Below are 15,275 nucleotides of genomic sequence, written 5' to 3' on the forward strand. Positions count from 1 at the left end.
AACTTAGGCTATCTTATCTACATTACAATAATTAATCAAATAATGATAAAAWACTTTTATATCAAGCGTGAAAAGAAAGGTGGGGAAGATATGTTACATACATTCATTATCGAGCCAAAAACCTATATCGCCTTCGAAAACGAGGCGGAACTAATTGAAAAGTGCAAGGAATGGAGCTTACTATCAGAGAAAGCAACCAAGCCAAAAGCATTTTTCTATAAAGGGAACAGCATGAATTTAGCCTGCAGCATTATAGGTTATGCTGATAATATGACTGCGGTCATTCAATTCGAAAATAACCAACATCACTGCATTCACCCCTCCTACTTAAAGGAAATGCAGGCTGCAAATTACGGACAAAAGGTTTCTTTGGCTTCTGAAGATTCGTCAGAGCCCGACGCTACAGCAGTAGAAGCTCAGCAAGCTGAAATTTTACCTCCTGTAGAAGATAAAGTAGATGAGCCTTCGATCGATGATACACCTGCTGCTGAGGAAGCAATAGCAAAGCCTCAAGAGGCTGCGGCTGAAGCTTCTCCGAAGGGAAAAGCTAAAAAAGGCAAAGCTCCAAAGCTTGAGCTTCCTGAGGAAAAGGTCAAAATGACCGCCACCGTACAAGAATTCACTACAGTTCCGAACAATTTCTCCGATAACGAGGACGAAGTCGTCATCTATGAAGCAGTTTCCATTATTGAGCCGGAAACTATTATCGGTGTAGCCTGGTCCAGCCACAGTGCCACACTCAAAAAACTAGAACTGGAAATCGGAGATACGATTACATTTGATGCAAAAATAGTAGCTAAAAAGCTAACAAAGCATCCCGTACCTTACAAAATCAACAATCCAGCGAAAATCGTAAAAGAACAACCACAATCGTAAACGACTATCACTGTCCTCTGCAGCGGCAAAAACGCTTGTTGCTCCAAAGTTAGGAAATAAAAAGGGACTGCACCTTAAGGTCTTCAACCTTTTGGGACAGTCCCTTTCCTATAACATAAGGCAGATAGGTGATGATTCTATTTATCCATGTTTGAGGACTCAACAATCACCCTGTTGATTATTTGCTGTGCAATCTTTTCACCGTTTGCAATGCAATCCGGAATTCCTACCCCATAATACGAGCATCCCGCCAAAATGACATCAGGGAAGCTCTTCTCCATTTTCGTCTCCAAAGACTGAACAATTGCAGGATGCTTGATATGATAATTTGGCATAGCATCATTCCATTTCGTCACTACATGAGACAACGGCTGGGCGTTTAAGCCTAGAGAATCTTCGATATCCTTAAGAGCCACCTTCAACAAGTCAGCTTCGGAAAGCTTTTGCAAGGTTTCATAGGAGGAAACCGAGCTTTTATAAAATAGTCTCACTAATAAACGATTGTTCTTGGAGGTGTGTTCCCACTTCCTACTTGTCCATGTACAGGCATTACAGACTAAGTCGCTGCTATCGGTGACGATAAAGCCGGTCCCATCCTTAGGCAGCATGTGATCGGGAATATCAAAACATACGTATATACTAATCATCGAACTGTTCAGCAGCTGATCGAAATCCTCATCTAGCTCCTCAGTCTGCAATAAAGATTGCGCGGCTGAATGCACCGTACTGAGCACGACAAAGTCTGTCTCGATGGTTTGGCCATTAGCCAAGGTAATGATATAACGTTCATCCGCCTTAACTAGGCTGTTTGCCTTGACCCCTTTTATTACTTCTACCTCAGTCAAACGCTGCTCAAAACCATCAACCAACGTCGATAGCCCATTTTTAAAAGACAAAAACTTTTTATCTCCTGTTCCTTGAAACGTTTTTCGATTCTCAAACAAACCTTGGATGATGCTTCCATATTCATTTTTGTAATCCAATAGATAAGGAAGTGTAGAGGCAAGCGTCAGATCATTTATATTACCGGAGTAAACGCCGGACAAGACTGGTGAAATTTGCTTCTGAACAATCTCATCTCCCAGGAAGGCAGATAAAAATGGACCAATCGAATCATTTTTCGTAAAACTCTCGTTTTTCGTGTAAAAATCCTTGAGCGCATCCACTTTACCCTCTGCCGAAATCAAGGTGCTTTGGGCTAGAGACTCTATGCTTAACGGAATTCCAAAGATCGTATCATCTGGAATCGGCTTTAACTGACCCTCGGCATGAATAAATGACTTACCGGTGGCATTATAAACAACCTCGTCCTCTAAGCCCAGTTTTTCAATTAATGGAGCCATATTGGGCTTCCGGGCGACAATAGAGTCTGCTCCCGATTCCATAATAAACTCACCATCATGAACGGTATTAATTTTTCCGCCAAGTGTGTCATTCGCTTCAATCAGAAGTATGTTTGCAGATAGTTTATTCGCTTTTACTTGTTCTTGCAGATGGTATGCGGTAGATAACCCGGTAATACCACCACCGATGATAACAATTGTTTTCAATTCATACACCTCAAATACATTTTTAAATGGCAAGACTCATGTTGTTTATTCAAGACTCCATAACATAAGCAAGAAGTAAGGCTGCTGTATGGACAATCGCATCAATATGCGTCCGTTCCATCCCATGTGAGGCATGTACCCCTGGTCCGATTAATGCCGCACGTATATTGCTGCCGCCACGTAGTGCCGCTGAAGCATCAGAGCCATAGTGCGGATAAATATCGACTGCATAAGGCAGTTTCTCACGCTTTGCCAGTTCGATCATCCGAGAAGTCATGTTGTAATCGTAAGGCCCTGTAGAGTCTTTCGCACAAATGGAAACATCCTGCTCAGTCGCTGAAAGATCATCTCCAAGTGCTCCCATATCAACGGCAATGAATTCCGTAATATCAGCAGGAATAGAAGAGCTCCCATGACCAACCTCCTCGTACGTTGAGAGTATTAACTTGATTGTGTTAGCAGGGGCTTTCCCTTCCCGTTTGATCCACTCCATGAAACCAAACAATGCTGCAACACTAGCTTTATCGTCCAAATGCCGTGATTTTACCCAACCATTTGGCAGAATACGTGTACGCGGCTCCCATGAAATGATATCGCCAACAGAGATGCCAAGCTTCTCTACATCTTCCTTCGTTTTCACCATTTCATCGATGCGAATTTCCATATTCGCTTCTTCCCGCTTCCAGTCCCTTGCATCGGAATATACGTGAACAGACGCTTTAGTAGACAGCACGGTCCCCTCATATTTTCTGTTGTCACGCGTATGTATTTGACAGTACTCCCCTTCAACTGTATGCATCGCATACCCGCCAATTGGTGTAAATCGTATCATTCCATTTGGCTTAATTGAGCGGACCATGGCTCCAAGCGTATCCAGATGTGCGGAAATTCCAATTACTTTGTCCGTATTTTGACCCGGAATCGTAATGATAGCATTTCCTTTCGGCGTTATTTCCAGCTTATAGCCTAAATTTCTAACCTCGTCCTCAACCTGCTTTATAATGTCCATACAATATCCGCTAGGACTTGGAGTCTTTAACAAAAGCTCAAGCATACTAACTATATAATCTCGATTTAATTGTGGTTCAAGCGGCAAAGCCATCGTCTTGTTCCCCTTTCATTAGTGGAAATACATTCAGCTCGGTAGGAAGCAACTATGTTAATAAAAATAAAGATAGTTAACTTCGGAAAAAGGCCGCTTTTTCCACAAATCGTTTGCACCAGACAACACGATTTGAAAGAGGCGACCTTATGAAAAAGTCTACCACGTTTACAAATCTTGATCAAACAAGCGTAAACGGCTGTCGCCGTCCTCTTCGGCAAAAGCATTCGTTTCGCGGAGATATATAAGCACTTTTATGGCTCAAAACCAAAACTAGTGCTTGACTAAGTATAAGGTTGAAAATGGAAAAACATCTGCCAATCCTGTATTGTTGTAAGTCCTACCCAACAACAAAAAGGAAATGACAGATGCAGAACCAGTATATCAATAAAATACTAGACATACCAGAACTACAAATCCAACAAATCATGTGGATGGGCACGAACGAAATTCATATTGCGGTAACGCCAACAACCTCAAAACAAAGCTGTCCGATTTGTAAATCAGATGAACATGTCATTCTCAAAGGCAGCAACGACACCCGTTCCATTAGACACCTTCCTGCGTTTGAGAAAAAAGTGTATCTTTTGGTTCCTACGATCCGAATGCAGCGTACCCATTGTAATGCCGGTTTTGTTTGGATCTATGACTTTGTTGGGCCTAAAAGGCGGTACAGCAACCTCTTTCGGGCGCAAGCTGCTCAACAAGCCATCGGTTCTACCGCAGCCCATAGCGCTCGTATGCAACTTGCGCCGGCCAGCACCATACAAGGGATGCATAATGAAGCTGTTCCGCTGGAGTGCGAACGACTTTCTGGGCTGGCGTGGGGACAGGCAATAGGAAACAACAGCTTGGTATTAGGTGTAGATGACTTCGCCATCAAGAAAGGGCATACCTATAATACCGGCATCCACGACCTGAAAGGGGAGATGATGCTTGACCTTTTACTTGGACGAAAGCTGGATGATTTACGCGCCTATGCACAGGATTTCCTGCTGCTTGCGCCCAAAGCCGTTGTGATGGATTTGGCCCAAGCCTATCACACTTAGATCAGGGAGTGCTTTCCAAAAGCAATCCGAATCGCCGATCGTTTTCACGTCCATGGTTATGTGATCGAAGCGCTGCAAAAGGTTCGCAAAGCCACACAGTGCAAACTTTCACCACGGGCAAGAGCAAATCTTAAGGCGCACCATCGTCTCTTAAATCCCCAAGCAGAATCGCTATCAATTGAAAGTATGATCGTGCTAGATGAATTGTTGGGTTACTGCCCACTCTTGCGAACCTGTTGGGCATGGAAAGAAGCTTTTACAAGCTGGTACGACCATTCACCCAATGTCGAAGTGGCCACACATAGATTCAACCATTGGTGTGAGCAGGGAGAGAAAATCAATCACGATGCTATCAAAGAGGCAATGAAGACCATGCGTAATTGGCAAGAAGAAATTATTAATTACCATCGATGCCGATGGACCAATGCAACGGTTGAAGGCCGCCATAACCGAATAAAAGCTTATCAAAGACGTCATTATTTCACACGCAACCGTGATCGCTATAAGAGCGGAATTCTAGTCGAATGTAATCGCAATCGGTTTAACTGAATAATCAAGCGCTGATTTCAAGGTTGAGCCACTTTTATAAGTGAAAACTTATAAATTCTTATATATCCAAAAAGACAGGCTGCCAGTTAGTACTGACAGCCTGTCTTTTTATGTTACTAATGGATTCATTCTGATACAAACCTCAGTATCCATTTACCGCCGCTCGTACCAGTATCCTGGCAGTTCCTTTTCCATTCTAAGCAATGCCTCGAGATAATAATAATCTCCCCAGATCATATAATCATCTGGTCCCATATCGCCACGAACATGGTAGGAGCCATGCTCTAACAACCCCTCCGCATTCGGTTGCTCCATTGTGGAGTAATTTTGAACCAAAGAAAGCATCATGCGCTGCACAGCATCAGAGAAATAAGCTCTATCTAGGTCATCTTGCGGCAAATGCTGCAGTAGTTCTAGTATCCCACATGCGGCAATTGCCGAAGCTGAGCTGTCACGGGAAGTCTTCTCATTTTGAGGCGCATCAAAATCCCAATATGCAACGTGATCTTCCGGCAGGCTTTCAATGAAATAACGTGCAAGTCTTCTCGCTGTCTCCAAATACTGCTGGTCAGCTGTATAGCGATAAGAAAGTGCGAATCCATAAATCCCCCACGCTTGCCCTCTCGTCCAGGTTGAGCCGTCTTGATAGCCCTGATGAGTACCGCCTCTTATGGACTCCCCGTTCTCCGGATTAAAATAGAAGGTATGATAAGAAGAGTCATCTCCTCTAACGAGGAAACGTCTGCTTTTATCTGCATGAATAATAGCAACTTCCTTATATTTCGAGTCCCCAGTTTGTTCGGTGGCCCAATATAGAAGCGGCAGATTCATTAGGCAATCAATGATGATACGCCCGCCGTTCTGCTCATCGCCCTCTTTGCCCCAAGCTTGAATAAGCTGAGCTTCCGGCCGCCAGCGATTCATCAATTTGTCGGCTGCATCGAGCGCCAATTGACGTGCTTCAGCATCTCCGTCAATAATCCATCCCGCCATTGCCGACGGCGAATATAGAAATCCAATATCGTGATGATCCAAATTTACGCTGCCTGTCAGCCTATTCCGAAAGTCATTAATTTGCTGCTTTGCTGCCTGACGGAACAACTCATCTCCGCTATATTCATAGGAAAGCCAGACCATACCTGTATAAAAGCCTTCTATCCAGTCTGTACTACTTCCCCAGTTATAACAGTTTGCAGCTGGTCCCTTTGCAATATGTGGGAATGTATCTCCATGCTTCTCTATGTTATTTCTAGTTTTTGAAACAGCATCTTCTATCGCTGATTTCCACAAGATTAGTTCACTCCTTCAGAGAAAATGTAGTCTAAATTCACTTTAAATAGGAGATAACTTCTAATAAAAGCTCGGCAAAGGCTGCGTCAATCTTTTTACCGGATTGTGCATGAATGTGATTTTCTAACGCTTTCCATACATTGTTCATCTGTTTATCATCGACTTGCCCTTGAATGCTTTCTATTTTCGACAATAAGCTCGTTAATATGCCTTCGTTGGTGATCCAACCTTGTTGATAAGCGTAACGAACAGCTTCATCCAAATGATTGACATCCATCCGTACCTCTAGTAAATACGCTGAGGTCGTTTCGTTCCCAGCCGCATCAACCGCCTTTACCTTCACTGCATGTTCGCCGATAGTGAGTGATAACGGACTGAACGTATAGGTGCGGCTTATTGGGACACCGTCCAACTCAAGAGACTCGCTAATCACGCCACTTAGAGGATCGGAAATATCGAACTGAAGGGTGCCGCCATCTGTCCAATACAGGGCCATGTCATTAGTAGGAACGATAACGGGACCCGTCGAATCGATTTTAACAATTGCTGTTTGGATTGCTTCATGATTACCGGCATTATCGACACTGTAGAACCGGATTTGATGTACGCCCTCTTCAATAACAACGATGTTGTTCCCTTCCATAAACGTACCATTGTCCAAACTGAAAAATGTGTTCTGTACGCCGCTGTCCTCATCGCTCGCAGTCAATGTTACCGTTTGCGATGTACGCTGCCAATCTGGCTTCGCATTACTTGTCGTAACTGGCGCTGTCGTATCCTTCTTAAATGTGACTACATGGGTTTTGCCGAATGATCCTGCGACAGTAATATTGAGCTTTAATGACGATGCCGTCTGCGAAACCGAAACCGTGTCATCGGCTTGAATTACCGATAAGCCTGCTTTATTAAGTTCAAGTGCAATCGTGCTCTGCTGTTGCGTCGGATCGGAGACCGCTACAGTCAGCTTGGTTTCCGTTTCCTTTACCATTACTGAAGCCGGATTTTGTGCGGAAATGAAATCAACCGAGGTCGGATTCCAAAAATTTGCCGCCGTAATACCGAGCTTCTTCTCTCTGACCGCATGAACGTCCGGCGTATTGCTCAACACTTCAACATCCGGCGCGCTGCTATAAAGCGCTGTATCCGCTGTATTTTTATTAGGCAGCATCACATAGGAATATGACGCATTCGAAGGCGTTACCCCGTGATCGAAGGCCAGACTCAAATAATTTCGCGTGATTGGAGTCGTCGATTGACCGCTGTTAATGTCTTTCCAGGCGCCGGTTCTCGCTTCGCGCAAAGCATATACATTGGAGTATTCAGGGAAATAATAACCAATGTCGGAACCAGGTGCATTTCCGGCCAAGTGAGCCCATTTAACGTCACCCAATGTTTCCGACCAACCGAGTTGACCCGATTTGAGAGCTCCGTTAATTGTAAGCGCGTTATCTCCCGCATCATTCAGCTTGCGATTATCGATTATGGTCTCAACAGAATGCGATCCGGCTGATGTGCTTGAAATACCCGCACCCAAAGCGACGATTTCATCGTCGAACATAAACCATGACTTTTTACCCTGCAGATTGCTTCCGGTCGATTGCGCAAGCGAGAAATCCATACCTGCTGCACCGTAAAGGCTATCGATCGACGAGCCGCCGACCCATGTTTTCGGATTCATGTAGCTTTTCCACTCGACTGGCGTTATTCCGTTCCCCGATCTGTCTGTTGTCGTACCAGGCAGACGAAACGAATCTACAGTTGGCCAAAAGTCATTTCGGTACTGGGTAGAGTCTTGATTGTACAAATAAGTCATCCCTATTCCCGTATACCAGCCCTTCAAATTTTCGTTATTGCCCTTTTCAAAGGCAGAAATTCGATTCGAGAACATGCTGAGTCCGAAACCATATCCCTCCCGCAAATGGACGATCCGGTCCATGCCTGCAAACACTTGGTTTTTAAGCAATTCTCCGCGCGGCTGGATCGAAGCATCGTTCATCACTTTTTTGACTAGAGCCAGCTCGTAAATCGGTAATCCATCGTAATAATTGGTATATGTTGTATCTGACTGAATCCATTCTTTGGCCATCCGCTTAATAGATAAAGCAACGTCCACAGGAGCACCTTCGGCTAAACGAAGCAAAGTAAGAATCGTGCCTCTGGCACTCCCCGAGCTTTCCCTGGAGATGCCTCTCCCGTTCACCATATCCATATAGAGACCTTTATAAATGACGGGTTCAAACGTATCCGATACCCAGTTATAAACATTGTTTACGTTAGGGTCTGTTACCGGCCATGGAGAGTCATTCAACAAAAACGTCATATCGGCGGCCCGGTTGAGCCATACCGCACCGTATCCCGCTGTATATGCGATGTTAGTGTGTTGAACAAGCGAACCATCCTTATATACACCGTCTCCGTGATCCGTATAAACAAATTCCGGCCCGATGGAATCAAGTCCTTGCTTGATCTTCGCGCTATTGTTACCGATCACGCCCCGCATCGTAACGACCAATGCTTTATCTAGCAGATTGGCCCCCGTTTCTGTCACATTGTTGAGCGTTCTCTTCTTCGGATCCGGAACAAAACGATCAATAGCCTTGATGTATTTAGCTAATTGCACCGGTGTCAAATGATCATACATTAACACAAGGGTATCATTCAGAATTTGTGGTGCTCCGATTTCCCAATCCCACCAGTTGCCGTATTCATTTTTGTTCTCGTTATAGCGGTTCATGTACATCCAGTCCAAAGCACTGATGATGTCATCCCGCAACGCCGCATTCTGATACAGGCTTGAGCCTAGAAGAGAATAAGCGATTGCCATCGTCCTCAGCCTACCATAAGCACTAGAAATTTGGGCCGAATCCGTCGCACTGTTCAGATCACTCCACAAATAAGAACGGCCAACAGCTTTATTGAGTGTATCCCAATACCCATTCATATTCTCATTAGCTACGCTTCCGGCTAATTTAGATAGGTTAGAAGCAATATCCGGATCAGACGGATTGTACTGGGCGCCGCCCGTCAATTTGCCATACCATTTTAACCTTATCCCGCTGTACGCTTGAATCGTTTCGGCTGATTCGACGTTAACAAGACATTGCGTTTTTATCGTTCCATCTGGTGTCGAGGCCATGATAATAGCTGAGCCTAGCCCAGCTCCGGTGACGTTTCCATTGCTGTCCACTGTTGCTACATTCGGATCGCTGGAACTCCAGACGACTGTAAGGTCCGCTGCGTTCGAAGGTGTAAGCGTCGGTGTAATCTTTACGGTTGCATCTTTTCCCATGGAAAAGGCGGTTTGATCAAAAGCAATTCCTGTAATCCCGTTATATTCCTCTAAGCTTATATCGTCGAACCATACTTTTCCTGTTCCCGTTTCAAGGAAAGGTTCAATAACCAATCTCGTGACGCCAGCAGGTATTGTCATAAAAACTTGCTGTAGCGTCCAATCGTTCGTTCCTAACAGTTTGGTAGATGCAGGCCCGTCTCCTACTTTACTCGTGTTATAATATTGCGTTCTGAAGTAGGCCCCTACGCCAGTTACGTTATCGGTTTTCAACCACACTTTAAGTCTGTATGATTTGCCAGCAGTTACCGTCGTAACGCTTTGATTTACAGATACTCTGCTAGTTGCGAAGGCGTCAAGCAAGATTGATTTGCTCCCTTCATGATACGTGCCTGTATCAAGCGTTACATTCACCGTTTTATTCGGAGCTTTCCCGCTTCCGGTTGGAATCCATAAACCCCAGTCTACTGGAGCAGGACTCGTAATACCGCTCCAGCTAGTGTTGGTCGTTGCAGTTGTCAACTCGAAGCTTTCATTCATCATCAAATTCGCCCCTGCAGCCTCCGCCCTATGGTTAGCGTTTTCATAGTAGGGGATGAATGATACAAACAAACTGAAAGTTAAACTGATAGCTAACAGCATACTCACTTTTTTCATTAACTTCACCTCATTGAAATTAATGCTAGCCTTTTATCGCGCCGATCATTACACCTTTGACAAAGTATTTTTGTAAAAAAGGATATAAACAAAGGACAGGAACGGTAGCAATAATGATCGTGGCATACTTGATCGTTTCGCCGACAGGCATCTTGTCCCCGCCGCCTACGCCAGTCATCATTGAATCCGTGCTGTTAGTAATTAAGATTTCCCGCAAAATTAGCTGGAGTGGGTACAACTCCCTTGTCCGAATATAAATGAGTGCATTAAACCAGGCATTCCAATGTCCGACGCCATAGAATAAAATCATAACGGCAATTACCGGCATAGATAATGGCAAAATAATGCGGAACAAAACAGTGAAATCATTAGCACCATCCAGCTTCGCAGATTCCTCCAGGCTGACTGGCACGCCTTGAAAAGCAGTACGCATAATGATCAAATTATAAGCACTCATCGCAACCGGAATAATGAGTGCCCAGCGGGAGTCGAGCATTCCTAAATTATTGACAAGCAAGAAGGTAGGAATCAAGCCGCCGTTAAAAAACATCGTAAATACGATACAAAACATGATCGGATTTTTCCACATGACATTTTGTCTAGAAAGGGCGTACGCTCCCAATGAAGTCATTAATATATTGAGAGACGTACCCACTACGACATAAAACAATGTGTTGGCATAACCGGTTAAAATCGCTGGATTTTGAAAAACCATCTTGTAAGCAACAAATGTTATCCCATGCGGATATAATATGATTCCCCGTACCTTCACTAACCAGGTGGGATCGCTAAGGGATGCAAATAAAACGTACAGAAACGGATAAAGCGTTACAATCGATAAAATGATCATAAATACAACATTGGCTATGTCAAACAACCGTTCTCCGAAACTCCGTTTAACCATCATACGTTACCGACTCCTTTACCAAAGGTTATTCTCACTCGTTTTTCTGCTGATGGCATTGGCAAGGACCAGCAACGTGAAGTTGATTGCTGAGTTGAACAGACCCACCGCAGCACTATAGCTGTAATTGGCCTCCAAAATCCCTTTCCGATACAGGAAAGTCCCGATCACGTCCGCTGTCTCATAAGTGGTGCTGTTGTAAAGAAGGAGAATCTTATCCGTTCCCACTGACATAAAATTACCGATTTGCAAAATAAGTAAAATAATAATGATAGGCATAATGCCGGGAAGCGTTACATTAAAGGTTTGCTTCCAGCGACTTGCTCCGTCCACCTTTGCCGCTTCATATAAGGAGGGATCAATACTGGACATCGCAGACAAGTAAATAATGGATCCCCACCCAATACTTTGCCAAACATTGGAGGATATAAAGATCGTTCGAAACCAACTGCTCTCTCCTAGGAAAGCAATCGGCTCGACACCAAACCAGACAAGAATATTGTTAATCAGCCCATCTCGAGCTAGAAAATCGACCATCATTCCAGAAATAACAACGATGGAGATGAAATGCGGCATATACGTAATCGTTTGTACCGCTCTTTTCAAATAATTGCTGCGCAGCTCATTCAATAGCAGTGCGAGTATAATCGATGCCGGGAATGAAAATAGCAGATCATATAAGCTAAGCAGCAGTGTATTACGCAGCAAACGCCAGAAATAATAGCTGTTGAAGAAATCCTGGAAATGCTGCAATCCTACCCAGGGGCTGTTCCACATCCCTGCTCCGGGAGAAAAATCCTTAAACGCAATTTGCAAGCCATACATCGGCATGTATAGAAAAATCACATAGTAAGCAACAACGGGAATAAGCATCAGATAAATATACTTATTGACCCTGAGGTCACGGAACGCGCGATATTTGAAGGCGTTCTTATCGACCCCCGTCACAGGGGGACCGGATTTTCTATTCAGCATCATGGACATAGTAAGTCCTCCTGTGGGGGTATTTTTATCAATCTTCTTTGGTTAATTTAGAGCGGCCATTCTGAACAATTTTGCATGAATTCGTTATTTTCTGTTATTGTAACGCTCAAGTGCGGCTTGTCTTGCTGAAGTCGCTTCTTCGATTMCCATATTTTTTATTGTCGTTACGAATTTATCAAAGCMATCCATTGACTCAGCACCCATAATAAATTTATTAATCATTTCATCACGATACGTTGTGACATCATTCATTATCGCTGATGTTTTCGAGCCTTCATCCGCAGTCAGTGTAATCGGCGGAAGCAGCTTTGTGATATCCGCTTGCGACCAATTCGCGTTCGCTTCAAGCTGCTCTGGCAGCTGGAAATACTGCTCCAAATAACGCTTGTCTTGAACCATCGGACCGCTCCAGTTTGCAATAAAATATTTCGCCATAGCTTCTGTAATAGGTAGGCCATCTGGATTTTTTAAAATAGTTTCGGTATAGGTCGGATAATCCCCAACCATCGTATAGCTTTCTCCTTCAATCCCGAAGTTGAACAGCAAATGACCTGCTTCCCCATATTTATAATCCAGCCACTTAACAATTTGCTCAGGATTAGCAGCATTTGCAGAGATCGCAGCCCCTATTCCAGAGTATGGGAAGGTATACTGTCCAACTACTTTTCCTCCTGCTTCAAGTGCAGGCAATACAGTTCCAGTCATTGAAAAATCCGGGTTTTCTGCTTTCATTAGTGTGTTGAAACGACCAATCGAGCTGCCAGGATATCCGCTTAATGAACCCAACTGATTTCCTGTTACTTTCGCATCCTTCAGCTTACCATCAGTAGTGGCATAATCACGGTCGATTAACCCTTCTTTATACCATTTGGCCAATGTAGCCAAAAACTCTTTAAATTCAGGCTGAATAGGACCATACTTCACTGTTCCTCCATCTTGATAGAAGCTTGAAGTAATCCCCCACGCTCCAACGAATAGTGAGTTATTATCCAAATCTGCAATGTTAAATAAATAAGGAATTTCATCCTTTTCATTATTGCCGTTCGGATCTCCATCACGGAATGCGGTCAGCATCGTTTCCCATTCCGCTATCGTTTTTGGTGACTCTAACTGTAATTTTTCGAGCCAATCCTTCCGAATAATAGGGCCATGAACGTACGATTGCATCGGATCACCTAATAAGAAAGGCATGGCGTAAATATTTCCTTCATCGGTCGTAATCATTTTACGGAACTCTGGATTCTCATCCAACACTTTGGTCAGATTCGGCGCATGCTCTGCAATCAATTCATTCAGGCGAATAATTCTTTTATCCTTAATCAAGCTGTCCGCACCTTTTGCTGCTCCGCTCCAATTGTATTCGATTACATCTGGAAGCTTACCTGAGGCGATCATCAAGTTGAATTGATCCTTTTCCTGACCTGTTGGCGGATGCTGAAATTCTACTTTTGTGCCTGTAACCTTCTCCAATTCTTTGTATGCAGCTATTTCACCGTAATCTTTCATCGTAGCTGCGACGTTGCCATTTAAGGATACCCAATACGATACCTTTGCTGGATAGCTAGCCTCAGTTCCGGTTTTATCCTCATTCTTTTGCTCATTACTACCATTATTCTTCCCGGTATTCGCTGGTGGATTATTAGATCCGCTGCTGCATCCTGCAACCACTAATAATGCTGTAATCGAAATACTGATAACCATGTACGAAAGCGATTTCATTTTCTTCGTTTTCATTTCGATGACCCTCCTCTTATTCGTTGCGTATTCAACCGTTCGCATTTTGATTATAGAAGATGACTAATAGACTTGCCCATAATCAGTATCCAAAATCACTTGCTAAACTTCATATTTTGGATAAACCAATATTAATCTGGGCTATCTTTTCTTCCGATTGCCCATTTTCTGAGGATAAAATATTGATATTTATATACTTCTGCAATTGAACGATAAAGTCAATTATGTTACGCTGAACACACTTTTAAATGACCTAGCGGGAGGTTTTGGATTAGTGCGACACCGTAAAAATGTCTTTTTAACGTTATGGTTATCTTATCTACTTATCCTTGTCATCCCGGTCACCATCTCAGCTGGCCTGTACACGAATATTGAAAATACGATGGTCGATAATGCTAACCGCTCCAACCTTGCAATGCTCGAGCAAGTCAGACAAGTTGTCGACAGCAACATGCAGGAAATCGATCAATTAACGATTCAAATTGCTACTCACCCCAAGCTACAAACGTTATGGAACATTAAAGAAGGCGAGAGGTATATCGAATATTCCGAAGCAGTCACTGCTCTTAAAAACATACGCAGCGGAAGCGGCTTCATAGGTGACTTCTATATCCATTTAAGAAACCAAGATATCATCTTTTCTCCTAATTTGAAAACGGATACAAATACTTTCTTTACAAAAATATCACCTTATGCAAATAAAAATGTAGACGAAGTAAAAACAAAGCTGTTATCCGGCTATCACTTCAAAACCTTCTGGCCATCAGAAGCGATTATCGACGGGACGCTTTCGAAGAATATCATCGCTTCCGCCATTTCCTTGCCCCTTGGTGAAAGTGAAAATGTTCGGGCAACACTGGTTATGCAGATAGATGAACAACAAATATTTAATCTACTCAAGCAAATCGAATGGGCTAATAGTGCAACTATGTATATAGTAGATGAGTCCGGGCAGGTACTACTGTCTACAGCAGAGAACAATAAATTACCAGAAGGTCTTCCAGAAGGAATGCTGGAAACGGACTACCGTACTTTTAAGTATAATGGTCAAGATATGATGCTTTCCTACACCAGTGGAAAAGGCGGATGGAAATATATTTCCCTTATACCTGAGAAGGTCGTCCTGCAGGGTATACATGAAATGACCGGCTGGGCGATTACACTTCTAATCATTGCCTTGATTGGCGGAACCTCCGCCGCTTATTGGATGGCCTATCGCAGCTACAGTCCGATTCGCGAGATGGTACTTGCTCTGATGAATGGAAAAGAAGATAAAGCTTCTATTTCAGGT

At 43.6% G+C, this 15,275-nt stretch carries 9 protein-coding genes and 1 pseudogene; 3 read left to right on the forward strand and 7 right to left on the reverse strand.

Translation table 11 applies throughout. The features are described from left to right. The first annotated feature begins 90 nt into the window (after positions 1–90). Positions 91–876: a hypothetical protein gene (locus tag AC1DWN_RS15210; RefSeq protein WP_477559746.1), complete on the forward strand. Its 786-nt coding sequence runs from the start codon at positions 91–93 to the stop codon at positions 874–876. Between the two features lie 137 nt (positions 877–1,013). Here the strand turns inward: AC1DWN_RS15210 and AC1DWN_RS15215 are convergent, their stop codons facing one another. Then, a complete protein-coding gene (locus AC1DWN_RS15215) occupies positions 1,014–2,426 on the reverse strand; it encodes a protoporphyrinogen oxidase (protein WP_477559747.1) in 1,413 nt (470 codons plus the stop codon). A gap of 49 nt (positions 2,427–2,475) precedes the next feature. Next, entirely contained in the window at positions 2,476–3,528 is a 1,053-nt protein-coding gene (locus AC1DWN_RS15220) for a M42 family metallopeptidase (protein WP_477559748.1), read from the reverse strand. 368 nt (positions 3,529–3,896) lie between these two features. Here AC1DWN_RS15220 and AC1DWN_RS15225 point away from each other — a divergent pair. Next, a pseudogene (locus tag AC1DWN_RS15225) lies at positions 3,897–5,126 on the forward strand (ISL3 family transposase). A 153-nt stretch (positions 5,127–5,279) separates the two neighbouring features. Here the strand turns inward: AC1DWN_RS15225 and AC1DWN_RS15230 are convergent. From AC1DWN_RS15230 to AC1DWN_RS15250, 5 genes are all read right to left on the reverse strand, one after another. Beyond that, positions 5,280–6,416: a glycoside hydrolase family 88 protein gene (locus AC1DWN_RS15230; RefSeq protein ID WP_477559749.1), complete on the reverse strand. Its 1,137-nt coding sequence runs from the start codon at positions 6,414–6,416 to the stop codon at positions 5,280–5,282. A 37-nt stretch (positions 6,417–6,453) separates the two neighbouring features. Then, on the reverse strand, positions 6,454–10,362 hold the full coding sequence (locus AC1DWN_RS15235; protein ID WP_477559750.1) for a polysaccharide lyase family 8 super-sandwich domain-containing protein: 3,909 nt from the start codon (positions 10,360–10,362) through the stop codon (positions 6,454–6,456). A 25-nt stretch (positions 10,363–10,387) separates the two neighbouring features. Next, positions 10,388–11,269, reverse strand: coding sequence for a carbohydrate ABC transporter permease (locus tag AC1DWN_RS15240; RefSeq protein ID WP_477559751.1), 882 nt, complete (start codon positions 11,267–11,269; stop codon positions 10,388–10,390). A 15-nt stretch (positions 11,270–11,284) separates the two neighbouring features. Further along, entirely contained in the window at positions 11,285–12,241 is a 957-nt protein-coding gene (locus tag AC1DWN_RS15245; RefSeq protein WP_477559754.1) for an ABC transporter permease, read from the reverse strand. Positions 12,242–12,334: 93 nt separating this feature from the next. Continuing rightward, positions 12,335–13,984, reverse strand: a complete 1,650-nt coding sequence (locus AC1DWN_RS15250) for an extracellular solute-binding protein (RefSeq protein WP_477559752.1) — start codon at positions 13,982–13,984, stop codon at positions 12,335–12,337. Positions 13,985–14,258: 274 nt separating this feature from the next. On the opposite strand from AC1DWN_RS15250, the gene AC1DWN_RS15255 reads away from it, so the two are divergent. After that, positions 14,259–15,275 (forward strand): cache domain-containing protein (locus AC1DWN_RS15255; RefSeq protein WP_477559753.1); only part of this gene is annotated, 1,017 nt, incomplete at its 3' end.

Source organism: Paenibacillus sp. P4_A7 (assembly GCF_056402455.1).